Consider the following 21,797-nt stretch of genomic DNA (forward strand, 5'->3'; position numbering starts at 1 on the left):
GAAATCGGAAGCCAACGAATGAGAATCGGCGTAGTCAACGACATGCCGATGGCGGTTGAACTTCTGCGTCGACTGGTCCTGTCGACCGGCGAACATGAGGTCGCATGGATCGCGACCAATGGGCGTGAGGCGGTCGAGGTCTGCAGACGTGATCTGCCGGATCTGATACTCATGGATCTAGCAATGCCAGAAATGGACGGCGTGGAAGCGACCCGCAGAATCATGGCGGAAACCCCGTGCTCAATCTTGCTGGTGACCGCCAGTATCGAAGCCAACCTCGCCGGCGTCTACGAAGCAATGGGTCATGGCGCGCTTGACGCAGTCGATATTCCGTCAGTGGGCATCGAAGGTAACGCGTCCTCGCAATCCGCTCGGCTTTTGACGAACAAGATAGCAACGATCGGCAAGCTGATCGGTGATGCGCCGACCAAGGCAAAAAGGCGGATGTCACGTGCGGCTGAGCCGACACCTCGACGCCTGATTGCAATCGGTGCCTCCGCGGGCGGGCCGGCTGCCGTTGCCGCAGTCCTGAGCGCGTTTCCCGTTGATTTTGGCGGCGCGATCGTGCTCGTCCAGCATCTCGATGCTCAGTTCGTTCCAGGCCTTGTTGATTGGCTGGGGCAGCATACGCCTCTCCCGATCCGTCCGGCGCGGGAAAGGGATAGTCCTCAAGCGGGCACCGTTCTCGTTGCCAGTTCTGCGGATCATCTGGTTTTCAAGTCAGCTCACCAACTTGGCTATACGCCCAGCCCCAAGGACAATGTTTATCGGCCGTCCGTAGATGTGTTCTTCGAAAGTGCGGCGCAATGGTGGCCTGGCTCGGTGATTGGTATTCTGCTCACAGGCATGGGCAGGGATGGTGCGCGCGGGCTGAGACAGCTCCGCGACAAGGGGCATCTCACAATCGCGCAGGATAGAGCAACCAGTGCCGTCTATGGCATGCCGAAGGCCGCCGCCGACATCGGCGCGGCTGTTGATATTCTTCCTTTGAGTGCGATCGGCTCACGTATAATCGAAGCCTGCGAGCGCTCCACGTGAAAGGGCACGTCCGATGACGCAAGAACCAGAGCTGGTCCCGCCACTCGCAGATAACTATTCATCCATGGTTCTGCTCATCGATGATCAGATCATGGTTTGCGAGGCGGTCAGGCGCGCTCTAGCCAACGAGCCCGATATTTCCTTACACTTCTGCACCGACCCGTTGAGAGCGATGACGGTCGCGGATGAGGTAAAGCCAACTGTTATCCTGCAGGATCTCGTCATGCCCGGGGTCGATGGGCTGCATCTGGTGCGAGAATACAGGAAGCATGCGTCGACACGCGCGGTCCCAGTCATTGTGCTGTCGAGCAAGGAAGATCCCGCCACCAAGGGCGAAGCCTTCGGTGCGGGAGCGAACGACTATCTCGTCAAACTGCCGGATCGTATCGAGCTGATCGCACGTATCCGATATCACACGCGGGCCTATCTGGATCACGTCCAGCGAGACGCGGCATACCGAGCGCTAAGGGAAAGCCAGCGACAGCTGATCAGTGCAAATCTCGAGCTTGAACGTCTGACCCGGATCGATGGCCTGACGGGTCTCGGCAACAGGCGCTATTTTGACGAATATCTGGCGGCTGAATGGAAACGCGCTTTTCGCGCACAGTCCCCATTGTCGCTGTTGATGATCGATGCCGACAACTTCAAACGATACAACGATACCTATGGCCATATGGCCGGCGACGAGGTGCTCAAACAAATCGCCCGCGTAATCCAGAGCGGTTCCGGCCGCTCCACCGACCTCGCTGCGCGGTACGGAGGCGAAGAGTTCGTCATCGTGCTGGTCGACACTTTACTGGAACAATCCAGTGCGATCGCAGAGCGGCTCGTCCAGAGCGTGCGGGAGTTGAACATACCCCACGGCCCGGATCGCGTGACCATCAGCGTTGGCGTCGCAACAACGGTGCCCAACGAGAACGAGACGCCAAACGATTTCGTCAATGCCGCCGATTTGGCACTGTTTCGTGCCAAATCGGAAGGACGAAATCGTGTGGCGCTTCATATGTTAGGCGGATGACGGGGCCGCGCACACCGCACTCGATGCACTTATCACGGAGATCGAGCGGACGCTGAAGTGACCCAACCGACTGGGCTCACTTCTTCGGGCCAGTCAGCCCGGTCCTGGTCATCTCGCCCCAGCTCTGGTCGGCGCGCAGATACTGCCACCAGCCCTTCACGCGCCAGAAATTGTTGAGTTGGCGGTAGCCGAAATTCTCGATCACAGCCACGGCCGTGAGCACGGCGAGGTCCCGCGCGCGCGGAAAGCGCTGAAGCTCGGCCTCTTCGAGGACCAGCGAACACACGCTCACGCAAACTCCATAGGTGAAAACCAGCGACGTGAACGCCAAGAGATATTCGGTCGAAAGGATGCCGAGCAGCCAGAAGGCCGGGATCAGAACATAGCCCAGCACCTCCGATATCGGCCCAAGCACATCGACAACCAATATGTGGCCAAAGCCGAGGAAGCCGACACGCCCATAGCGGGGGTTGAACAGCATGGAGCGGTAGCGGAAGAAGCATTCGAGCGCACCGCGCTGCCAGCGCGTGCGCTGCCTTGCCAGAACGCGCAGTGACTCCGGCGCTTCGGTCCAGCACACCGGCTCCGGAATGAACTGGATGCTGTATCTGCGTTTGGTGTCCATCATGTGGCGATGCAGCTTGATCACGAGGTCCATATCCTCACCCATCGACCCACTGGTGAAGCCACCAACCGCCACAACTTCCGTGCGGCGGAACAGACCGAAGGCTCCGGACACCAGCATCAGCGTGTTGATGCGGCTCCAGGCAAGCCGCGCCATGAGAAAGGCGCGCAGATATTCGACCACCTGCAGCAGCGGCAGCAGCCGGTGCGGCAGCCGGACCTCGCGCACCCTGCCGCCTTCGATCCTAGAGCCGTTGGCGATCCGGATCGTGCCGCCCACGGCGATGGTGCGCTCTGGATCGTCGATGAAGGGCTGCGCGGCGCGCATGAGCGCATCGGGTTCGAGGATGGAATCGCCGTCGATCACGCAAAACAGCGGCGCGCGGCAGACATTGACGCCGGCATTCTGGGCATCGGCCTTGCCGCCATTTTCCTTGTCGACCACGAACAGCCGTTCGGTCATCGGCGAGGAATAGAGGCCGCGGATCGGCTTGTGCGTCAGCGCCTCCTCATAGGGCCGGTGGAATTTCACCAGCTTGAAGCCTTCGATAAGGCGCTGCAGAGTCTGATCCTTCGAGCCGTCGTTGATGACGATGACCTCGAAATTCGGATATTCGAGCGCCAGCATCGAGTGCACGCTCTCGACTACGTTCACTTCCTCATTGTAGGCGGGCACCAGCAGCGCGATCGGCGGCGCGACGTCGCCATAACGGTGCCACAGCAGTGCCGAACGCGCGACCGGCGGGCGCTTGGACAGCGCGTAGGCGGCGATGATGAGCTGCAGCAGGTAGACCACCGTCTGCGCCAGCCCGGCCCCGATGATGAACCAGGACAGGACGGAGGCACCCAGAACGATCTCTTGGCTCCAGTCGAACATCAGGCGGCCGGCCCCTCGGCAAGGATCAGCGAGGCCGTGCGCTGGCTGCGCGAGACCTCGCTGGCGGCGATCTCGCGCAGCACCTGTTCGCCCTGCTCGCCGAACGAGCGCAATGCGTTGGCGGCAGCATAGCGCACGGTCCATGCCTCGTCGTCCATCAGTTGCGCCAGCGGCGCGGCGAGTTCAGACAGGCCGAGCCGGCCCGCCGCATCGGCAGCGTCGGCGCGTACGTCCCAGCCGCCATTTTCCATCGCCTTGACCAGGATGGCCGGCGCGTTGGCATGTCCGGTCAGGCCGAGCGCCCGCAATGCGGCTGCGGCGACCTCCGGCGACGGATCGCCGGCCGCGCGGGCAAAGAACTCACCAAACTGGAAATTGCCGCCGCGGGCAAGCGCGTCGATCGCGGCCGCCCTTATGAAAGGCACCGCGTCCTGACGCCTGGCGTAATCCTCAAGCTCGTCGAACCGCCTTGGCGGAAAGCGCCTGAAAAGCTCGATCAGGCGCCGCGAGCGCTGCCCCGCCACGCCGATCTTGCGCAGCGTTATGACGAGCGGCGGCAAGGCACCGACATCGCAGAGCGCGATGGCGACGGCGATCCTGACCTCGCGCGACCGGTCGCGGTCGAGTGCCGAAAGCAGGCTTGCCACCGCGTTTTCCGAACGCAGCGCCGCCAGCATCTCGGCCGCGTGGATGCGTTCGGCGCCGTTGCCTTTTTCCAGCTGGGTGCCGACAAGCGCCGGCAGGCCACATTCGTTGAAGGCTGAAAGGAGCTCGTCGTGCTCCTCGCCGCGCAACAGCGAAATGAACTCGAAGCCGGCATCGATCGCCACCCTCGCCGGCACCGCAAGCAGCGCCGCCTTCAATGCCTCGCGATCCCGGTTTTCGGTGAAGGCGATCAGCGCCGTCAGAAGAAGGCGACGCTGATCGGCGCCCGCCGTCCCCCGGCGCTCGTGCAGCATCCGGCGCACGATCAGCAGAAGCATGATCGCCAGGGAAAGGACACTGAGCAGGATGGACAGGTACCAGATGTACAACATGATCAGAACCGCGTGGTTAGGCCGAGCCCGAATATGGTTCGGTCGAATGTCGGGCGTTGCTCATGGGCGAGGCTGGCGCGCAGTGTCAGCGGGTCGGTAACATCCCAGGAGATGCCGCCAAAGACGGTGCGCGTCGGCACCAGCGTGCCGTCGGAGATCTCGGGGGCATCCGCGTAACCACCGAACATATTGACGCCCTGCGCGACCGCAAGATCGGCCCGCAGCACATAGCCATCGGCGCGCGTGCCGATATCGTCGGCCGCGTGCACCCATCGGGCCGAAAGCCCGAGCCGGCCATCCAGGACATAGGCCTGAACCCAGGGCGAGATGGTGGTGATGTCGGCGTTGGCGAAATTGTCATAACGAGCATCGATGTTGAGCGAGAACGGGCCGAACGCTTTCGCGGGCGACACGACCTGCCACGAAGCGCCGGCGCCAATCGAGTAGCGCGCCAGGAAATCGGCATCCGGCGTCGCCGCCGCCAGCGCATAGGCGGAGACCGTCGGCGAGAAAGCCTGATCAATGCGGCCCTCGATCTGAACGTCGGTGCGACCAAAGCGGGTCGCCACCCGGGTACGGCCCGAAATGGTCGTCTGCGGGCTGAGCCGGTAGGCAAGGCCGGCCGAACTGTCGGTCCAATCGGCAAGCCCGTCGGTGACATCGCTCACTTCGCTGCCCAGATCGAGCCGCCATTTGCGTGGCGGCGGCGCGGCGAGCCTCTGCTCGACATCGCGCGAGCCGGGTTCGAGGGCAAGCGCCTGCCGGTAGGCGTCCCGCGCGGCGTCGTCGTCGCCACGCGCCCGGCGTAGGTCGCCGATCCCCACCAGCGCCTCAGCATTGTGCGGATCGACCGCCAGCACCCGCTGAAACGACTGCTCGGCCCGCGTGTAATCCTGCTCGATCAGGGAAATCCGCGCGCCGAGAGCGATCGCCTCGGCATTGTCAGGCGCGGTGCCAAGCACATCATCGATCATGGTGCGGGCGCGCGGCACGTCGCCCTGCCAGATCGCCAGGCGCACCTTGCCGAGGCGGGCGTCGAGAAGGCGGGGCCTAATGGCCAGCGCCTGGTCGAAGAACTGCCCGGCCTCGTCGAATTTCTGCTGCGAGCCAGCCACGAGACCCATGGCGACCAGGATGTCGGTGTTTTTCGGCGCCAGCCGGAGGGCGCGACGATAGGCCTTCTCCGCCTCGGACAATTGTCCCGCCGCCCGCAATCTCCGGCCCTCCTCCATAAGGCCGGCGACGGGATCTGGCCGCGGCGGGCGCGGCTTCTTCCTCGCGGTCGCAGGCTTCGCCTTGCTGCTGCCGGCCTGCTGGGCCTCGCGGATGTTGGCGACAAGCTTACTCGCATCGGCATTGCCGGGCTCGGCACGCGACACCTGTTCGGCGAGCGGCAGGGCGGCGTCCAGATTGCCGGACCGGAACTCGACCTGAGCCATGCCGAAGCTGGCATCCAGATAGGCCGGCGCAAGCGAAAGCACCCTGGAAAAGGCTTCGCGCGCCGCCGGCAGATTGTTGCGGCCAAGCTCGGCGAAGCCAAGTTGCACAAGGGCGTCGGCATTGTCGGGCTTGAGCGCCAGCGCACGCCGAAGCAGCTCCGCCGCCTCGTCGAAATGCTGGGCTTGCCTAGCCTTGACGCCGGAGGCGTACAGTTCGTCGACCGTCTGGGCAAGCGCGGCGGCAGGCGCCGCTGCAACCGCCAGGAAAACGCATGCGGCAGTGATGGCGCGCCGGCCGCGCCGCATCAGCGTTTCCCGCTCTTCCGCGCCAGTAGACGCGCAAGCCGGGCCAGGAGCTCCTCGGGAATGAAGGGTTTCACAAGGTAGTCGTCGGCCCCCTTCTCAAGGGCCGAGACGATGTCCCTTTCGCCCTTGCGGGCGGTCAGCATGACAACCGGGGTTTCGGACAAAGCCGGATCGCTCTTGATGCGGGCAAGAACCTCCAGGCCGTCGGCCTTGGGCATCATCGCGTCGAGCACGATGATGTCCGGCGCCTCATGCTGCGCCTTCGAGAGCGCTTCCGCCCCGTCTACCGCCTTGATGACATCGTATCCCTTCGCCCTGAGCCTGAATTCCATCAGTTCGATCAACAAGGGATCGTCATCGCAAATCAGGACTCTTGTCTTCGCTCCGTTCACCAGCCTTGCTCCGGTTCGCGCCTCGTTTGCCGCTAGCCCCCCGGAGTGATTGATCCATGAACCGACATCCGCCAACGCGGTTCATGCAGACAGGCACATTCTTCTCAAATCTCTCGCCGACGTCCGCCGATGCCGCGCGATTATAGACAACCTGATTCGAGACGCCTGGACCTCAGCACAATCAGTAGATGAATAAGGCGACATGGTATAGGAGCCGTGAACGGCATCGCACAGGCTGCAGCCAGACTGCGCTCTGTGCCTAAGCCAACCGTCGTTTCAGGCGCGTGGCACAAGCAATCTTTTGACGTCACCGGCAAGCGCAAGCGGGTCGAACGGCTTGGCGATCACCCCTACCGCCCCCATCGCCAGATAGCGTTCGACCTCATGCGTCTGGGTGCGCGCGGTGATGAACACCACGGGTATCGAAGCCGTCGGCCGAGACTCGGCCAGGCGCCTCAGCGTCTCCGGTCCGTCCATGTCTGGCATCATCACGTCGAGCAGAATGAGGTCGGGTCGCCATTCGGCGGCATCGGCCAGCGCCTGCATGCCGGAAGAGCAGGATCGCACCTCGAATTCCGGCTCGAGTTCCAGCGACATCTGGGCGATTTCGCGGATATCGTCCTCGTCATCCACATAGAGGATCCTTGCGGGCATCAGCGTGACTCCTTGGCGGGCGCGGCAGGCCAAGTGCGGGACGAAGCCAGCATGCTCCTGACCAGCTTTGCCACATCGATCTCCGACGCCCTGGTCTTGGTCATGATCGCCTGCACGCGATCGCCGAGTTTCTGGTCGAGCTCCGCCGCCGAAAACACGATGACCCCGGTCTCCAGCGGCAGATCGACGAGGAGGTCCAGGCCAGATCCGTCGGGAAGTGCAATGTCCAGGATGATCAGATCGAAGCGATGCTTCGCGACCGCCTCCCGGGCTTCCTGCAGCGTCTTTGCGGATGTGATCGAGACGCCGGAACCCAGCCCCTCCGACATCACCGCAAGCACGCCCTCATCGTCTTCGACATGCAGAATCTGTGGCCTCGGCTCGACCCTGCGGCCGACGATCTTGGCGAGAGCCGCGTGAAGCCGTTTTGAATCCACCGGCTTCTCCAGCCAGTCGACGATGCCGACGGCGCTGCCGTTCAGCGAGCGCCTGGCCTCGTCGGCGACGGCAGAGATGACGATGACCGCAATGTCGGAATTCACCGGTGATGCCCTTATGTCGTGGAAGAGCTTGATGCCGGATTCCCCCGCCAGCTTGATGTCGAGCGTCAGCGCCACGTAGTCGCGGGAGCTCAGGAGCGCCTTGGCCGTCTCGATATCGGGCGCGACGTCGCTGGAAAAGCCTTCCGCATCGAGAAGTGCTGCGATCACAGCTGCGACGTCGGGCTCGTCCTCGCAGATGAGGACACGCAGGCGACCATCGCGCTTGCGCGCCCGGCGCTCGACCAAAACCGGCTTCTCGGCCTGCCTATGCGCTTCAGGAAGGTCGACGTGAAACGTGGTTCCCTTGCCTTCCTCGGTTTCGAAGGAAACGGCACCACCCAGCTTTTCGGCGATGGCTTTGACGATGCTCAAGCCCAGGCCGGTGCCGCCTATCTTGCGGGTGCTGGAGGCGTCAGCCTGCTCGAACTTCCCGAATATACGGTTGCGGAACGTCTCGGGGATGCCGGCGCCCTGGTCCATCACGGAAATGCGCAGCATCTCGCGGTCACGACGCTGGAATTTCACAGTGACGGTACCATCGGTGTGCGAGAACTTGATCGCGTTCGACAGGAGGTTCGCCATCACCTGATGCAGGCGATCCGGATCAATGTTGGCCTCGGCGCGCGGTGCATCGTCGACCAGAACGATCCTTATCCGCCTCTCGGCCATGTAGTTGGAACTGGCGGCAATGGCCTGCTCCAGGACCTGACGGACAGGCATCTGCTTGATCTTGAAGGTGATCACGCCTGATTCGATCTTCTCCATATCCAGGATGTCGTTGATGAGAAGAACCAGCCTTTCGCTATTGGTGTGGGCGATGTTGACGAGATTGGCGGCCTTGGGCGGCAGTTCGCCGGCCACGCCGGCCGCGATCAGGCCAAGCGAGCCGCGGATGGAGGTCAACGGGGTGCGCAATTCGTGGCTGACCGTGGAAATGAAATCGTTCTTGAGCTGGGCGGTGCGCTTCTGCTCGGTGATGTCGCGATTGTAGGTGATGACGCCAACGATCTTGCCGGACTCGTCGCGGAACGGGGCCTTGAGCGTGTAGAGCCAGCCTTGTCTGCCATCCGGCAAAAGCGCCGGCTGATCGATCCGCAGTGTCTGCCCGGTCTCCAGCGCGCCCATCTCATCCTGCCGGAATCGCTCTGCCACCTCCTTCGGATAGAAATCGAAATCAGTCTTGCCGATGAGCTCCTCCACCGAAGCGGCGCGAACCATTTCGGCGGTGGCGGGGTTGGCGGCGATGAAGCGGCCGTCGACATCCTTTATGTTCAGGCAATCCGGCAGTTCGCGAACCATGGCCCGGTAGGTCATGTTGGACATCAAGAGATCCCGCCGGCGCTGCTGCCGGTCGAGCAGTACGCCGATGATGATTGTGCTGAGAAAGCGGAACACGAGGGACGGGAACGTGCTCTGCTGCACAAGGCCGGTGACGACTTGCGCGGGAATGACCAGGAGCGTGATCAGCCCGGCGAGAGCGACCGACACGCCGAGACCGAATATATCGTACATGGTGCGCGATCGGACCGCGACGATGTGGTGCCACGCAATGCCGACGACTGCGGTGATGAGGATACCCATGACCCCGACGCTCGCGCCCTGCCCACCGAGATGGATGCGATAGGCAATCGAGCCGACGGTGGCGATGAGCATTGCCGGCCATCCGCCGAAGAACGCGGCCGCAGCAATAAAGGCGGCGCGCAGATCTACGACGAAGCCGGAGACGGACAGGGCCGTCGCCATGGAAATGATCGCGCCCACGCACATGACCACGCCGAGAAGCAACGACTGCATCCGCCGCGAGAGACGTCCGGTGAAATCCGCCACAAGGTCCCAGGCGACCACGAGGATGGAGACCAGGGCAAGGTTGGCGAGGAGTGAGTGCCAGATCTCGGTCATGACTTCGGCTCCTTTTTTCCGATAAATACCGGCAAAACCTATCCGAGGTCTAAAGAAGCTACAGTGCGGTCGGTGGCGCGGCCGACCCGGCGATCAGGGCAGCTCGGTGGTGGCGCCTCGATTGCTGCGCGCTTCTCGAGGATCAAGCCAGTCAGCAGGCGTCAACTTCGATGCGGACTATGACTTCGACATGCTCAGCAGTCGCAGTCGATGTTGATCAACACAAACATGCTCTCGGCTCAGTGAGCGGCCGCGCGTCGTTCGAGCGTGCGCGCGTATTGCGTCAGCGGAAAACACATGACGAAAAAGATCAGTGCCACCAGCCCGTAGACCTTGAAGGGCTCGAAGGTGGCATTGTTGATGGCGTTGGAGGTTCGCACCAGCTCCTCGAAGCCGATGATCGAGGTGAGCGCAGTCGACTTGATGAGCTGCACCAGGAAGCCGACGGTCGGCGCGCGGGTGATCGAAAACGCCTGCGGCAGGATGATCAGCCTCAACTCCTGCAGATAGTGCAGGCCGAGGCTGGCGCCGGCATCCCACTGGCCACGCGGCAGCGCGTCGACGCCGCTGCGCCAGATCTCGGCGAGATAGGCACTGGCGAAGAAGGTGAGGCCGAGCACCGCCGCCGTCCACGGCTCGATGCGCAGACCGAGCATCGGCAGGCCAAAGAACATCAGGAACAGCTGCATCAGCAGCGGCGTCCCCTGGAACAGCGCGATATAGCCGGAGGCAAAACGCCGGCTCCATTTATTCTTGGCGATCCTGAAGAACAGCACGACCATGCCGACCACGCCGCCGCCGACAAAGGCGGCCAGCGACAGGAGCACCGTCCAGCGGGCGGCGAGCAGCAGGTTGCGCACGATGTCCCAGAAGGTGAATTCGATCATGACACGCCAGCCCCCAGGACGCGGCGCCCGCCTGTGACCAGCAGCCTACGCAAGGCCATCGACAGGACGAGATAGACCATCGTCACGACAAGATAGGTCTCGAACGAGCGGAAGGTGCGTGCCTGCAGCATGTCGGCCTCGTAGGTAAGCTCGCGCACCGCGATCTGCGATACGACGGCGGACTCCAGCATCATGATGACGATCTGGCTGGTCAGCGCCGGAAAGATCACCTTGAGCGCCTGCGGCAGCACGATCTTGATGAAAACCTGGCGTGGCCTCAAGCCCAGCGCCAGGGCTGCTTCCGTCTGTCCGCCCGGCACCGCGTCAAGCCCGGCGCCGACGATCTCGATCGTATAGGCCGCCATGTTGAGCGTCATCGCCAGGATGGCGGCCAGCACCGGATCGAGCCTGATGCCGAGACTGGGCAGCCCGAAGAAGATGAAGAACAACTGCACCAGGAACGGCGTGTTGCGGATCACCTCGACATAGATGGCGATGGCCCGCTTGAGCAGCACGGGGCCGTTGCGCCGTCCTGCCGCGCCGAGGATGCTGAGGAACGTTCCGGCGAGTGTGGTCACGGCGATCAACAGGATCGTCGTGACCGCTCCGCGCGCTATGTCGCTCGCAGCACCTGGAAGCCAGGCAAAGGCCACGGAAACTCAATCCTTGAGGTTGTCGGGATTGAGCGGCGTCTTCAGCCAGGCCTGTGAGCTTGCGTCCAGCTTGCCGTCGGCCAGCATCTTGGCAATGGCGTCGTTCACCGCCTTCTTCAGGGTGTCTTCATTCTTGTTGAGGCCGATATGCGAGGGCGAGGTCAAAAGCTGGAACTTCTGTTCCGGCTTCAGCGCGTCCTGCTTGGCCAGCACCTGTGCTCCGACATCGTTGCCAACGACCATCAACTGCGTCTGGCCGGAGATGAAGGCCTGAATCACCGAATTGTAGTTGTCGAAGCGCTTGATGTCGGCCGATGCGGGTGCTGCTTCGGTCAGCGAAGTGTCTTCGAGCGTGCCGCGGTTGACGGCGATCGACTTGTCGGCAAGATCTTCCTTGCCCTTGACCGTCAGCGCCGCCGGACCGATCACGGCGATGTAGTAGGGCGCGTAGGCAGCGGCGAAGTCGATCACCTGCTCGCGTTCCTTCGAATAGCCGACGCTCATCAAGAGGTCGACGCGATGGTCGTTAAGATACGGGATGCGGTTCTGGCCGGTGACGGCGACGGGATTGAGCTTCACCTTGAGCGTGTCGGCAATGTATTGCGCGACATCCATGTCATAGCCCTTGAGGCTCATGTCGGCGCTGGCAGAGGAGAAAGGCGGAAAATCGGCGAAGACGCCGACATTGATGGTGCCGGCCTTGGTGATGTCTGCCAGCGCGTCGGCGTTGGCAGCCTGTGTGGCGAAGCCGAGACCGGCGGTGCCAAGCACCAGCATGGCGGCGATGGATGCAAGTGTCTTTCGGATTGTCATTGGTATTCCCCTTCTGGAAGCTTTGTTTGTTTGGGTCGGCCGCCGGCTCCAGCGCGGCGGCCGCCCTTGCTTTTTTAGACGTCAGGCCCCCTTGCCGGTGATCGCCGGGCTGAACACCATCAGGCTCAGGATCTCGAACAGCACCTGGGCAGCGGCATGGGCGGTGTTGGTGGTCGCGTCGTATTGCGGCGCCACTTCGACGACGTCGCCGCCGACGATGTTGAGGCCCTTCAGGCCGCGCAGCAGTTCGAGCACTTCGCGCGTGGTGAGCCCGCCAACCTCAGGCGTGCCGGTGCCGGGCGCGAAGGCCGGATCGACGCTGTCGATGTCGAAGGAGACATAGGTCGGGCCGTCGCCGACGATCTTGCGCGCCTTCTCGATGATGGCGGGAATGCCGAGACCGGTCACCTCTTCGGCATGAACGACGGTCATGCCGGACTCGTAGGTGAACTCCCACAGATATTCGGCCGAGCCGCGAATGCCGATCTGGATGGTGCGCGTCGGGTCGAGCACGCCGTCGAGCACCGCGTTGCGTAACGGTCCGCCGTGGTGGAACTTGGTCATGTCGAACAGGCCACTGGTGTCGCAGTGGGCGTCGATGTGGATCAGGCCGACCGGGGCTTTCTTGCCGACGGCCTTCAGGATCGGGTGGCTGATCGAATGGTCGCCACCGACCGAAAGCGGGATGACGCCGGCATCGACAATCTGGTTGGTGCGGCGCTCGATATCCTCATGGCTGATCTCGAGCCGGTAGCGGCTGCGGAACGGCGTGTCGCCGATGTCGGCGACGCGAAGTTCGTGCGTCGGGGCGCATTCCAGCACGTGATTGTAGGGACCGATGCGCTCGATGGCACGCAGCGCCCTTGGCCCGAAGCGCGAGCCCGGCCGGTTGGTGACGCCAAGGTCCATCGGCACGCCGATGATCGCCACCTGCAGGTCGCCGAAATCCGGATTGTCAGCTGATATTTCGCGGTAGGGCGCGGCAAGGAAGGTCGGGATGCCGGAATAGGGCGCCAGGCGCGTGCCGGTCTTGGAAAAGATCTTGTCGGCGACGCGCCGGAATTTCGGGTCGAACATCTCGCCGCCATGGCTCTCGCCATACTTGCGACGCAACGCGTCGAGCTTGCCGCGATCGTAACCCATGTCCGTTCCTCCTGCCGGGCTGATGCAGTGCGGCCGTCGGTGACCTCAGGCGAACCGGCCTTCATCCGGCCGGGTCGCTGTCCCGCTGGCTGCCTGCAGATTTCACGTCTTGATGCTGTTCCGGCCAAAGTGTCTGGCAGCCGCATTGAAAAATCAATTGATATTGTTAGGGTGTTTGCTGTGAGAAAACCTCACAATCAACTCTGAGCACGATCTCATCCGAAAACCGGCCTCCACTTTCCGGAATCGTGCTTCAATGGATGCTCATGGCCAAGCGCCTGCCACCGCTGAATCCGCTGCGCGCCTTCGAGGCAACGGCCCGCCATGGCTCCCTGACCAAGGCGGCGAGTGAGCTGAATGTCACGCATGGCGCCATCAGCCACCAGATCAAGGCGCTCGAGCAGTCGCTCGGCGTCAAGCTTTTCGAGCGCGCCGGCCAGCGGGTGAAACTGACGCCGCATGGTGCCGAACTGCTGCCGGCGGTATCGAGCGCCTTCGACGGCATCGCCGCCGCCACGCAACGCATGACAAGGCCAGCGAGCAGCGGCACACTCTCTGTCTCCTGCGTGCCGGCATTGCTGTTGCTGTGGATGACACCGCGGCTCGGCAGTTTCATGGCGCAATATCCTGACATCAGGCTGACGCTGATCCCTTCCAACGATGCCAAGGATATCCGCGCGCCGCAGATCGACGTCTGCGTGCATTACGGCGACGGCAGCTGGACCGATTGCTGGATGCGCAAATGGTCGGGGCTCGAACTGTTTCCCGTCGTCAGCCCGACATTGATCAACAACCGTCCGATCCGCAGCGTCAGGGACCTCGCCGACCATGTCTTCCTGCATGGCGACGACGGCCGCGAATGGCACACCTGGCTGGCGGCCGCCGATGCGCTGGATCTGGAGCGCGGCCGCCGTCATCATCTCGGCGACGCACGCATGTCAGTTGAAGCCGCGGTCCACGGCCACGGCGTCGCGCTGGGCGATTCGGTGACGGCGAGCTCGCTGCTGGCCAGGGGCATGCTTGTGGCGCCGTTCAGCCTGTCGGTGCCGGCGGTCGACGATTTCTATGTCGTCTGCCGCAACGAGATGAAGTCGACGCCGATCGTGCAGCTGTTCATCGACTGGCTGTTTGCCGAGAAGGCGCAGGATGACGGCCGCGCCGATGCGCCGGTGGCGGGGCGCGTCGTCACCCGCCGCAAGCGTCCGGCGCTCAGGGTCATGGGCGGCAGAGCCGGAAGCTGACGCCGGCTTGTCATTTGGCTGCGACGGCCGATCGTGTTCGGCCGCATGCAGCGTTTTCTTTTTGTCGGGCCAGCCTGAAACCGGGCAGCGTTTTGACCAATTCGATGCTATGAGGCCTGTCGCGGTTGTGAGTAGCAGGCAGCGAAGGCGGTGTTGAAACATGGCTAAGACCGATATTGCGCGGCGTGTCTACAACCACACCTGGAAGCTCGACCCGATCGTGCGCAGCCTGCTCGATACGGACTTTTACAAGCTTCTGATGCTGCAGATGATCTGGGGCATGTACCCCAAGGTCGACACGACTTTCTCGCTGATCAACCGCACCACCTCGGTGCGGCTGGCCGACGAGATCGACGAGGGCGAACTGCGCGAACAGCTGGACCATGCCCGCACCTTGCGCTTCAGCAAGAAAGAGATGATCTGGCTCGGCGGTAACAATTTCTACGGCCGCAAGCAGATCTTCGAGCCGGAATTCCTCGCCTGGCTGGAGAATTTCAGGCTGCCGGAATACGACCTGTCGAAGCGCGACGGCCAGTATGAGCTGACCTTCAGCGGGCCGTGGATGTACACCACGCTGTGGGAGATCCCGGCGCTCGCCATCATAAATGAGCTCCGTTCCCGCGCGGCCATGCGGGCGTTCGGCCCGTTCGCGCTCGATGTGCTCTATGCCCGCGCCAAGGCCAAGATGTGGGCCAAGACCGAACGATTGAAGGCGCTTCCCGGCATCCGCATCTCGGACTTCGGCACGCGCCGGCGCCATTCCTTCCTGTGGCAGCGCTGGTGCGTCGAGGCTTTGAAGGAAGGCATTGGCGAGGCTTTCACCGGCACCTCCAACGTGCTTTTGGCCATGGACAACGACCTCGAAGCGCTCGGCACCAACGCGCATGAACTGCCGATGGTGTTCGCGGCGCTCGCCAACTCGGAAAAAGAGCTGAAACAGTCGCCCTACAAGGTGCTGCAGGACTGGCAGCGCTATTATGGCGGCAACCTGCTGATCGTGCTGCCCGATGCCTTCGGCACGGCGTCGTTCCTGCGCGACGCGCCGGACTGGGTGGCCGATTGGACCGGTTTTCGCCCCGACAGCGCGCCGCCGATCGAGGGTGGCGAGAAAATCCTGTCCTGGTGGCGCGACAAAGGCAAGGACCCCCGGCAGAAGCTGCTGATCTTCTCCGACGGGCTCGAGGTCGAAACCATCGAGGAAACCTACCGCCACTTCAAGGGCAAGGTGCGCATGTCGTTCGGCTGGGGCACCAACCTCACCAATGATTTCGAGGGCTGCGCGCCAACCGAAACCAACAGCCTGGACGCCATATCGCTGGTCTGTAAGGTCACCGAGGCCAATGGAAGGCCAGCGGTCAAGCTTTCCGACAATCCGGCCAAGGCGACGGGCGACGAGAAAGAGATCGAGCGTTATCTCAGGATCTTCGGCGAAAAGGATCGCGTGGAGCAACTGGTCAAGGTGTGAGGGGTGGCTTCGCCAGCCAAGATCGCAATCTTGGATAGCGTGAGTTCCTTCGCGCCCCCCTCTGTCCTGCCGGACATCTCGGGGGGCGCCGTAGAGCGCTTTTCCTCGAGAACCCTGCTCTCGTGCTTCGTCGCTTCTCTGGCCTTTCTTCTTCCCTCCCCTGCCTTCGCCCACGCCTCCGATCGTGGCCACGTCCTGCTCCTGCCGACCGGCTATTATCTGGTTGGCGGGGCTTTCGCCGTCGCCGTCAGTTTCCTGGTGCTGGCGCTGTTGCCTGCGGATTGGCTCGATCGTTTCTGGCGCCGACGCCTGCTGCTGTTCGCCTTCGGCGACAGCACCGGAACCTTTGTCAGCCTGATCTCCTTTGCCGGCTTTGCAATCCTCATCGCCGCCGGCTTTTCCGGCAGCCGCGACCCGCTCTCCAACCCGCTGCCTTTGGTGATATGGACCCTGCTGTGGGCCGGCGTCACACTGCTGCAAGGGGTCTTCGGTGACATCTGGTCATGGCTGAACCCGTGGTATGGGCCTTGGCGTCTTGTTTCGCGCCTGTTCGGCGCGAGGCATGAACCGGCATCGCGGCTTCCCCAATGGCTCGGCTGCTGGCCGGCGGTCCTGTTGTTCTTCGCCTTTGCCTGGTTCGAACTCATCGATCCGGCGCCCGACGATCCGGCGCGGCTGGCCTTGGCCGCCGGCCTCTACTGGCTGTTCACCTTCCTAGCCATGCTGGCGTTCGGCTACCGCGACTGGAGCCGCGGAGGTGAGTTCCTGACGGTCTTCTTCTCGATGGTGGCGCGTTTCGCCGTCGTCGAGCGCAATGAAACCGGCCGACTTGGCCTCTGCTGGCCGGGCGCCAAACTACTGGCCGCCGATCCGTTGCCGACCAGCGGCATTGCCTTCCTGCTTCTTGCCCTGTCGTCGGTATCCTTCGACGGCCTGTCGAAGACCTTCTTCTGGCTTGGCCTGTTCGGTATCAATCCGCTCGAATTTCCCGGCCGTACCGCCGTGATCGGGAGCGGCACTTTCGGGCTCGTTCTGACATTCTTGCTGCTGGCAGCGGTGTTCATGCTTGCCGTCTGGCTCGGCCTGCGTCTTGCCGGCAGCATTCAGGCCTTTGGCGAGGCAGCCGGCTTACTTGTCTGGTCGATCGTGCCGATCGCGCTTGCCTATCATGTCGCGCACTATCTGACGTCGCTGCTCGTCGACGGCCAGTATGCGGTAGCGTCCCTGTCCGACCCGTTCGCGCTGGGCTGGAACGTGTTCGGCACCGCCGACATGCAGATCGAGGCCGGCATCGTTGCCGGAGCGGGCTCGGCGTGGTGGCTGTGGAATGTCCAGGCCGGCGCCATCATCCTTGGCCATGTGCTCGCCGTCCTCGTCGCCCACGGTTTTGCCTGGCGCCTGCACCCGCAGCCCTCCCGCGCAGCACTCAGCCAGTTCCCGCTCACCGTGCTGATGATCGCCTATACGGTGTTCGGCCTCTGGCTGCTCGCCACGCCAACGGTGGGCTGAGCCGTTTGCGCTGGAAAACAAGCCGGGATTCCCCTAGAGCAATTCCAGGAAAAGTGTGAAACGGTTTTCCGTCCGGAATTGAGTCAAAACAAAGAGCTCGAACCGGCATTGCCGTGTCCTGACTTTGGTGATTTAGTTTGTACACATGCAATTTTTCGACTTCCGGAACTGAGCGGACTTTGCGCTCCTAACGCTGAACAAGGGGAACGGCATCATGGACAAGAGCAAGACCTTCGACCTCTCGAAAACCCGTCTCACTCGGCGCACGGCGCTGAAGGGGTTGGCCGCCACCGCCGGCCTGGTCACCGCGCCAGGCTTCGTCCGCTATTCCCAGGCGCAGAGTTCGGCGCCGATCAAGATCGGTTTCCAGTCGCATCGCACCGGCATCGGCGCCGCCTATGGCCGCTGGTACGAGAAGACCACCGCTGCCGCGATCAAGGCGATCAACGCCGCCGGCGGCATCAATGGCCGTCAGGTCGAGGTGATCATCGAGGATGACGGCACCGATCCCGGCCGTGGCGCCGAGGTGGTCGGCAAGTTCGCCACCCAGCACAAGACCGACATCGTCTTCGGGACGCTGTTCTCGCATGTCGTCATCGGCTCGGCGCCGGCCGCAGGCGAGGCCAAGATCCCCTACTTCGTCGTCAGCGAAGGCCATCATGTCGCCTCGACCAAGCTGAACCGCTATGTCTTCCAGCCCGGCATCACCGACGTGAAGAGCCAGATCCAGTCGATGGCGCCGTGGATTGCCGGTAATGTCGGCAAGAAGGTCACCATGATCTTCCCGGATTTCGCCTTCGGCTACGATCACCGCGACTACCTGCCGCCGGCGCTGAAGGCGCAAGGCGCCGACGTCATCGCCCAGATCGCCATCCCGCCGACGGAATCGTCCTTCACCAAGTACTTCCCGCAGATCCCGGCCGAGACCGAGGTGATCTACCACGTCATGGTCGGTCCGGCGGTGCTCACCTTCGTCAAGGAACTCGGCGAGTTCTACGGCTCCAACCGGCCACAGCTGTTCGGCTTCATCGATTCGCTCGAAGCCACCGACATAAACAGCCCCGGCCTCGAATTCCTCGACGGCAGCCATTTCTGGGAAGGCTCGCCGCGTTATGCGCAGGCCGATGATTCCGAGGCGCAGAAGGCCTATCGCGCCGCTGTCGGCATCGACGACAATGGCGCCGCCGTCGACGACCCCAAGGACGTCTCAACCGCAGCGCACATGTTCGGCTGCTGGGAAACGCTCTACGTCGTCAAGAAGGCGATGGAAGACGCCGGCTACAAGGGACCCGAAGACCGCGCCAAGCTGGTCGAGGCGACCGAGGCCTTGACCGCTTTCGCCGAAGGCCCGGAGCATCCGCAGGGCGCCAAAACCTTCAACGGCAAGATCCACCAGTGTTTTGGAATCCAGAACATCTCCAAGGTCGAAGGCGGCAAGCTCAAGGTCGTCCACAAGACCAAGATCGAGGACGGGCTTTACGAGGCTGAAGGGGATTATACGACGCAGGCGCTGTGAGGCGGGTTCTTTAAGCGCAGTGCCCTTCGGCCCACCCCTCTCTGTCCTGCAAGACCCGGCCCTTCGCTGTCGCTCCGGTCGTTCGTCGTTCGGAAAGCCAAGCAATTGGCTTTCCGTCCGCTGCGAGGACCACTTCCCCTCAACGGGGGTGCGTTTCGCACCTGCGCTGGGTGCTTAGCTGATGCACTTTGGTCCGCACCTCCTCCTCGCCGCCCTCGAAGGCCTCGTCACCTCCGCCGTGCTGGCGCTGACGGCTCTTGGGCTGTCGCTGGTGTTCGGCGTCATGCGGGTGGTCAATGTCGCGCATGGCGAGTTCTTCATGCTCGGCGCCGTGCTCGCCTGGGCGATCACCACGGCGATCGGCGGCCATCCGGCGCTCGGCTTCCTGGCGGCATTGGTGGTTGCGCCGCTGATCGTCGGCGCCATCGCGCTGGTCGCCGAGCGGCTGGTGCTGCGCCGGCTCAACTACAATCCGGAAGCCACCATCGTTGCCACCATCGGCATGCTCTACATCATCCAGCAGCTGGCGCTGACCTTCTATGGTCCCGAGGCGCGGCCGGTGGAGCCGCCGTTCAGCTATCGCATCCTTTTGCCGTGGTTCGGCTATTCCGGTTACAAACTGTCTGTTATCGCCGCTTCGGCCCTGCTGCTGCTCGCGACATGGCTGGTGCTGACGCGCACGAAGATCGGCCTGATCATGCGCGCCACGCAGTATGACAGCGAGACGGCGCAGGCCTTCGGCATTCCCGTCGGCCGCGTCTATGGCGGCGTCTTCGCGCTCGGCGCCATGCTGGCGGCCATCGCGGCGGTGCTGATCGTTCCGATCAGCCAGGCACATTACCTGATGGGTCAGGATCCGCTGCTGCTCTCCTTCATCGTCGTCATCATCGGCGGTCTCGGCTCGCTGCGCGGCACCGTCGTCGCCGCTGTGCTGATCGGCCTGTCGGACGGCATCATCTCGATGTTCTTCTCGCCAACGCTGGCCAAGATCATCGCCACGTTGCTGGTTGCCATGGTGCTGGTGTTCCGGCCGCAAGGCCTGTTCGGGACGGCATCGCGATGAGCGAAGCTTCGCCGGCAAAGGCCTATAGTCTGCATCTCGGCGTCATCGCGCTGCTGTTCGTGCTGAGCTTCCTGCTGCCGGAGTACTATCACGGCCTGCTCGCCCGCATCATGGTGCTGGCTGTCTTCGCCATGGGTTACAACATGCTGTTCGGCTATGTCGGCCTGCTCAGCCTCGGCCACGCCATGTTCTTTGCCGCCGGGCTCTACGGTGCCGGCCTTGCCGTCATCCAGCTCGGCTGGAGCGTGCCGGCGGCATTCGCTGGGGGCCTCGGCTGTGGTGTTGTTCTTTCACTGGTCATCGGCCTGCTGGCGCTGCGCACGACGGGCGTCGCCTTCATGATCGTCACCATGATGTTCGCCCAGGTTTTTTATCTCCTTATCCTCTATTTTGCAGGGTGGACCGGTGGCGACCAGGGCATGGTTGTGCCGCAGCCGGCGCGGGTGCTCACCTTTGGTGCGACATTGCTCGATCTCACCAACCCGACAGTGCGCTACATGAGTGCGCTCGGGCTGTTTTCAATCGTGCTTCTCGTCACCCTGGCGATCGTCCGCTCCAGATATGGCCGCGTGCTGGTCGCCATCCGCGAGAACGAGGAGCGGACGAAGATGCTGGGCTACGACACCTTCTCCAACAAGCTCGCCGCCGTCGTCATCTCCGGCATCATCTGCGCGGCCTCGGGTGCCGCCTATGCACTGCTGTTCGGCTATGTCGGATCGAGCTTCGCTTCGGTGCAATACTCGATCCTGCCGCTGCTCTGGGTGCTGCTGGGAGGCGGCGCCACGACGCTCGGGCCGCTGATCGGCACGCTGTTCATGTATTATGTCATCGACATCACCAGCGGCTACACCTCGGCCTATCTGCTGATCGTCGGCGTGGCCCTCATCCTGCTGGTGCTGTTTTTCCCAAAAGGCATTCTCGGCAGCATCCGGCAGCGTTGGCTCGGGTGGCTGCCATGATGCCGCTTTTGACCACCAAGGACCTGTCGCGCAATTTCGGGGGTCTGCGTGCCGTCGATGGGGTCGACTTCGCGCTGATGCCCGGCGAGATCCGCGCCGTCATTGGTCCCAATGGGGCGGGGAAGACCACCTTCGTCAGCCTGGTTAGCGGTCGCATCCAGCCTTCTTCCGGCATGATCGTCTTCGACGGAGCCGACATCACCGGCCTGCCGGCCTATGTCCGTGTCCGCCAGGGCATCGCCTACACGTTCCAGATCACCAGCGTCTTTGCCAATCTCTCCGCCTATGACAATGTCGCGCTGCCGGTACAGCGGACGCTGAGCGACGGCCGCTCGAAGGGCGCGGTGCGGGCCGGCGTCATGACCGCGCTCGAACGCACCGGGCTTTCCGATCGCGCCCACATGCCGGCCGGACAGTTGTCCTATGGCCACCAGCGCCTGCTGGAGGTGGCGATGGGGCTGGCGCTGAAGCCGCGCCTGCTGATCCTCGACGAGCCGACGCAAGGCCTGGCCGACAGCGAGATCGACAACTTCATCACCCTGGTGCGCGAGATCGCCAGAAATGCGACCGTGCTGCTGATCGAGCACAACATGCCGGTCGTCATGCAGCTAGCCGACCGCATCACCGTCTTCAACGCCGGCAAGATCCTGGCCGAAGGCACGCCCGAGGCGATCCGCGAGAACACGGCTGTTCAGGAAGCCTATCTGGGGACCGCCCCATGA

The 21,797-nt window shown here is 63.1% G+C and carries 19 protein-coding genes; 9 read left to right on the forward strand and 10 right to left on the reverse strand.

What is annotated here, in order from left to right:
- The first annotated feature begins 18 nt into the window (after positions 1 to 18).
- Entirely contained in the window at positions 19 to 1,038 is a 1,020-nt protein-coding gene (gene cheB, locus AC1RZR_RS03965) for a chemotaxis response regulator protein-glutamate methylesterase (RefSeq protein ID WP_481827698.1), read from the forward strand.
- 64 nt (positions 1,039 to 1,102) lie between these two features.
- Positions 1,103 to 2,056 carry a diguanylate cyclase gene (locus AC1RZR_RS03970; protein WP_481827699.1) on the forward strand — a complete coding sequence of 318 codons (954 nt, stop codon included), beginning with the start codon at positions 1,103 to 1,105 and terminating at the stop codon, positions 2,054 to 2,056.
- A 76-nt stretch (positions 2,057 to 2,132) separates the two neighbouring features.
- Here the strand turns inward: AC1RZR_RS03970 and AC1RZR_RS03975 are convergent, their stop codons facing one another.
- From AC1RZR_RS03975 to speB, 10 genes are all read right to left on the reverse strand, one after another.
- On the reverse strand, positions 2,133 to 3,557 hold the full coding sequence (locus tag AC1RZR_RS03975; protein ID WP_481827700.1) for a glycosyltransferase family 2 protein: 1,425 nt from the start codon (positions 3,555 to 3,557) through the stop codon (positions 2,133 to 2,135).
- Complete coding sequence (locus tag AC1RZR_RS03980) at positions 3,557 to 4,594, reverse strand: HEAT repeat domain-containing protein (RefSeq protein ID WP_477268290.1); 1,038 nt, start codon at positions 4,592 to 4,594, stop codon at positions 3,557 to 3,559. The genes AC1RZR_RS03975 and AC1RZR_RS03980 overlap by 1 nt, the downstream gene beginning before the upstream one ends.
- Positions 4,595 to 4,596: 2 nt before the next feature.
- On the reverse strand, positions 4,597 to 6,339 hold the full coding sequence (locus AC1RZR_RS03985) for a YaiO family outer membrane beta-barrel protein (RefSeq protein WP_481827701.1): 1,743 nt from the start codon (positions 6,337 to 6,339) through the stop codon (positions 4,597 to 4,599).
- Positions 6,339 to 6,731 (reverse strand): response regulator transcription factor, encoded by a 393-nt coding sequence (locus AC1RZR_RS03990; protein ID WP_481827702.1) that lies wholly within the window; start codon positions 6,729 to 6,731, stop codon positions 6,339 to 6,341. Before AC1RZR_RS03990 ends, AC1RZR_RS03985 begins: the two co-directional genes overlap by 1 nt.
- A 276-nt stretch (positions 6,732 to 7,007) precedes the next feature.
- Complete coding sequence (locus tag AC1RZR_RS03995) at positions 7,008 to 7,385, reverse strand: response regulator (RefSeq protein WP_477268296.1); 378 nt, start codon at positions 7,383 to 7,385, stop codon at positions 7,008 to 7,010.
- A complete protein-coding gene (locus AC1RZR_RS04000; protein WP_481827703.1) occupies positions 7,385 to 9,826 on the reverse strand; it encodes a hybrid sensor histidine kinase/response regulator in 2,442 nt (813 codons plus the stop codon). The genes AC1RZR_RS03995 and AC1RZR_RS04000 overlap by 1 nt, the downstream gene beginning before the upstream one ends.
- 239 nt (positions 9,827 to 10,065) lie before the next feature.
- Positions 10,066 to 10,713 carry an amino acid ABC transporter permease gene (locus AC1RZR_RS04005; protein ID WP_481827704.1) on the reverse strand — a complete coding sequence of 216 codons (648 nt, stop codon included), beginning with the start codon at positions 10,711 to 10,713 and terminating at the stop codon, positions 10,066 to 10,068.
- On the reverse strand, positions 10,710 to 11,366 hold the full coding sequence (locus tag AC1RZR_RS04010) for an amino acid ABC transporter permease (protein WP_477268303.1): 657 nt from the start codon (positions 11,364 to 11,366) through the stop codon (positions 10,710 to 10,712). The genes AC1RZR_RS04005 and AC1RZR_RS04010 overlap by 4 nt, the downstream gene beginning before the upstream one ends.
- Before the next feature lie 6 nt (positions 11,367 to 11,372).
- Positions 11,373 to 12,179, reverse strand: a complete 807-nt coding sequence (locus AC1RZR_RS04015; RefSeq protein WP_481827705.1) for a transporter substrate-binding domain-containing protein — start codon at positions 12,177 to 12,179, stop codon at positions 11,373 to 11,375.
- An 81-nt stretch (positions 12,180 to 12,260) separates the two neighbouring features.
- Positions 12,261 to 13,322, reverse strand: coding sequence for an agmatinase (gene speB, locus AC1RZR_RS04020; RefSeq protein ID WP_481827706.1), 1,062 nt, complete (start codon positions 13,320 to 13,322; stop codon positions 12,261 to 12,263).
- Between the two features lie 266 nt (positions 13,323 to 13,588).
- Between speB and gcvA the strand changes: the two genes are divergently transcribed.
- The 7 genes from gcvA (at position 13,589) to AC1RZR_RS04055 (ending at position 21,797) form a co-directional block, all read left to right on the forward strand.
- Positions 13,589 to 14,563: a transcriptional regulator GcvA gene (gcvA, locus tag AC1RZR_RS04025; protein ID WP_481827707.1), complete on the forward strand. Its 975-nt coding sequence runs from the start codon at positions 13,589 to 13,591 to the stop codon at positions 14,561 to 14,563.
- Between the two features lie 160 nt (positions 14,564 to 14,723).
- Positions 14,724 to 16,028, forward strand: coding sequence for a nicotinate phosphoribosyltransferase (gene pncB / locus AC1RZR_RS04030; protein WP_481827708.1), 1,305 nt, complete (start codon positions 14,724 to 14,726; stop codon positions 16,026 to 16,028).
- A 30-nt stretch (positions 16,029 to 16,058) separates the two neighbouring features.
- Complete coding sequence (locus tag AC1RZR_RS04035) at positions 16,059 to 17,537, forward strand: hypothetical protein (RefSeq protein WP_481827709.1); 1,479 nt, start codon at positions 16,059 to 16,061, stop codon at positions 17,535 to 17,537.
- Between the two features lie 214 nt (positions 17,538 to 17,751).
- A complete protein-coding gene (locus tag AC1RZR_RS04040; protein WP_481827710.1) occupies positions 17,752 to 19,053 on the forward strand; it encodes an ABC transporter substrate-binding protein in 1,302 nt (433 codons plus the stop codon).
- Between the two features lie 181 nt (positions 19,054 to 19,234).
- A complete protein-coding gene (locus tag AC1RZR_RS04045) occupies positions 19,235 to 20,116 on the forward strand; it encodes a branched-chain amino acid ABC transporter permease (protein ID WP_477268316.1) in 882 nt (293 codons plus the stop codon).
- Positions 20,113 to 21,075 carry a branched-chain amino acid ABC transporter permease gene (locus AC1RZR_RS04050; protein WP_481827711.1) on the forward strand — a complete coding sequence of 321 codons (963 nt, stop codon included), beginning with the start codon at positions 20,113 to 20,115 and terminating at the stop codon, positions 21,073 to 21,075. Before AC1RZR_RS04045 ends, AC1RZR_RS04050 begins: the two co-directional genes overlap by 4 nt.
- Positions 21,072 to 21,797 carry an ABC transporter ATP-binding protein gene (locus tag AC1RZR_RS04055; RefSeq protein WP_481827712.1) on the forward strand — a complete coding sequence of 242 codons (726 nt, stop codon included), beginning with the start codon at positions 21,072 to 21,074 and terminating at the stop codon, positions 21,795 to 21,797. The genes AC1RZR_RS04050 and AC1RZR_RS04055 overlap by 4 nt, the downstream gene beginning before the upstream one ends.

The organism is Mesorhizobium bavaricum (genome assembly GCF_056781655.1).

Bases quoted from the DNA above. Each gene is read 5' to 3' on its own strand.
- cheB (WP_481827698.1), top strand. From the start codon at position 19: ATGAGAATCGGCGTAGTCAACGACATGCCGATGGCGGTTGAACTTCTG.
- AC1RZR_RS03970 (WP_481827699.1), top strand. From the start codon at position 1,103: ATGGTTCTGCTCATCGATGATCAGATCATGGTTTGCGAGGCGGTCAGG.
- AC1RZR_RS03975 (WP_481827700.1), bottom strand. From the start codon at position 3,557: ATGTTCGACTGGAGCCAAGAGATCGTTCTGGGTGCCTCCGTCCTGTCC.
- AC1RZR_RS03980 (WP_477268290.1), bottom strand. From the start codon at position 4,594: ATGTTGTACATCTGGTACCTGTCCATCCTGCTCAGTGTCCTTTCCCTG.
- AC1RZR_RS03985 (WP_481827701.1), bottom strand. From the start codon at position 6,339: ATGCGGCGCGGCCGGCGCGCCATCACTGCCGCATGCGTTTTCCTGGCG.
- AC1RZR_RS03995 (WP_477268296.1), bottom strand. From the start codon at position 7,385: ATGCCCGCAAGGATCCTCTATGTGGATGACGAGGACGATATCCGCGAA.
- AC1RZR_RS04000 (WP_481827703.1), bottom strand. From the start codon at position 9,826: ATGACCGAGATCTGGCACTCACTCCTCGCCAACCTTGCCCTGGTCTCC.
- AC1RZR_RS04005 (WP_481827704.1), bottom strand. From the start codon at position 10,713: ATGATCGAATTCACCTTCTGGGACATCGTGCGCAACCTGCTGCTCGCC.
- AC1RZR_RS04015 (WP_481827705.1), bottom strand. From the start codon at position 12,179: ATGACAATCCGAAAGACACTTGCATCCATCGCCGCCATGCTGGTGCTT.
- speB (WP_481827706.1), bottom strand. From the start codon at position 13,322: ATGGGTTACGATCGCGGCAAGCTCGACGCGTTGCGTCGCAAGTATGGC.
- gcvA (WP_481827707.1), top strand. From the start codon at position 13,589: ATGGCCAAGCGCCTGCCACCGCTGAATCCGCTGCGCGCCTTCGAGGCA.
- pncB (WP_481827708.1), top strand. From the start codon at position 14,724: ATGGCTAAGACCGATATTGCGCGGCGTGTCTACAACCACACCTGGAAG.
- AC1RZR_RS04040 (WP_481827710.1), top strand. From the start codon at position 17,752: ATGGACAAGAGCAAGACCTTCGACCTCTCGAAAACCCGTCTCACTCGG.
- AC1RZR_RS04045 (WP_477268316.1), top strand. From the start codon at position 19,235: ATGCACTTTGGTCCGCACCTCCTCCTCGCCGCCCTCGAAGGCCTCGTC.
- AC1RZR_RS04050 (WP_481827711.1), top strand. From the start codon at position 20,113: ATGAGCGAAGCTTCGCCGGCAAAGGCCTATAGTCTGCATCTCGGCGTC.
- AC1RZR_RS04055 (WP_481827712.1), top strand. From the start codon at position 21,072: ATGATGCCGCTTTTGACCACCAAGGACCTGTCGCGCAATTTCGGGGGT.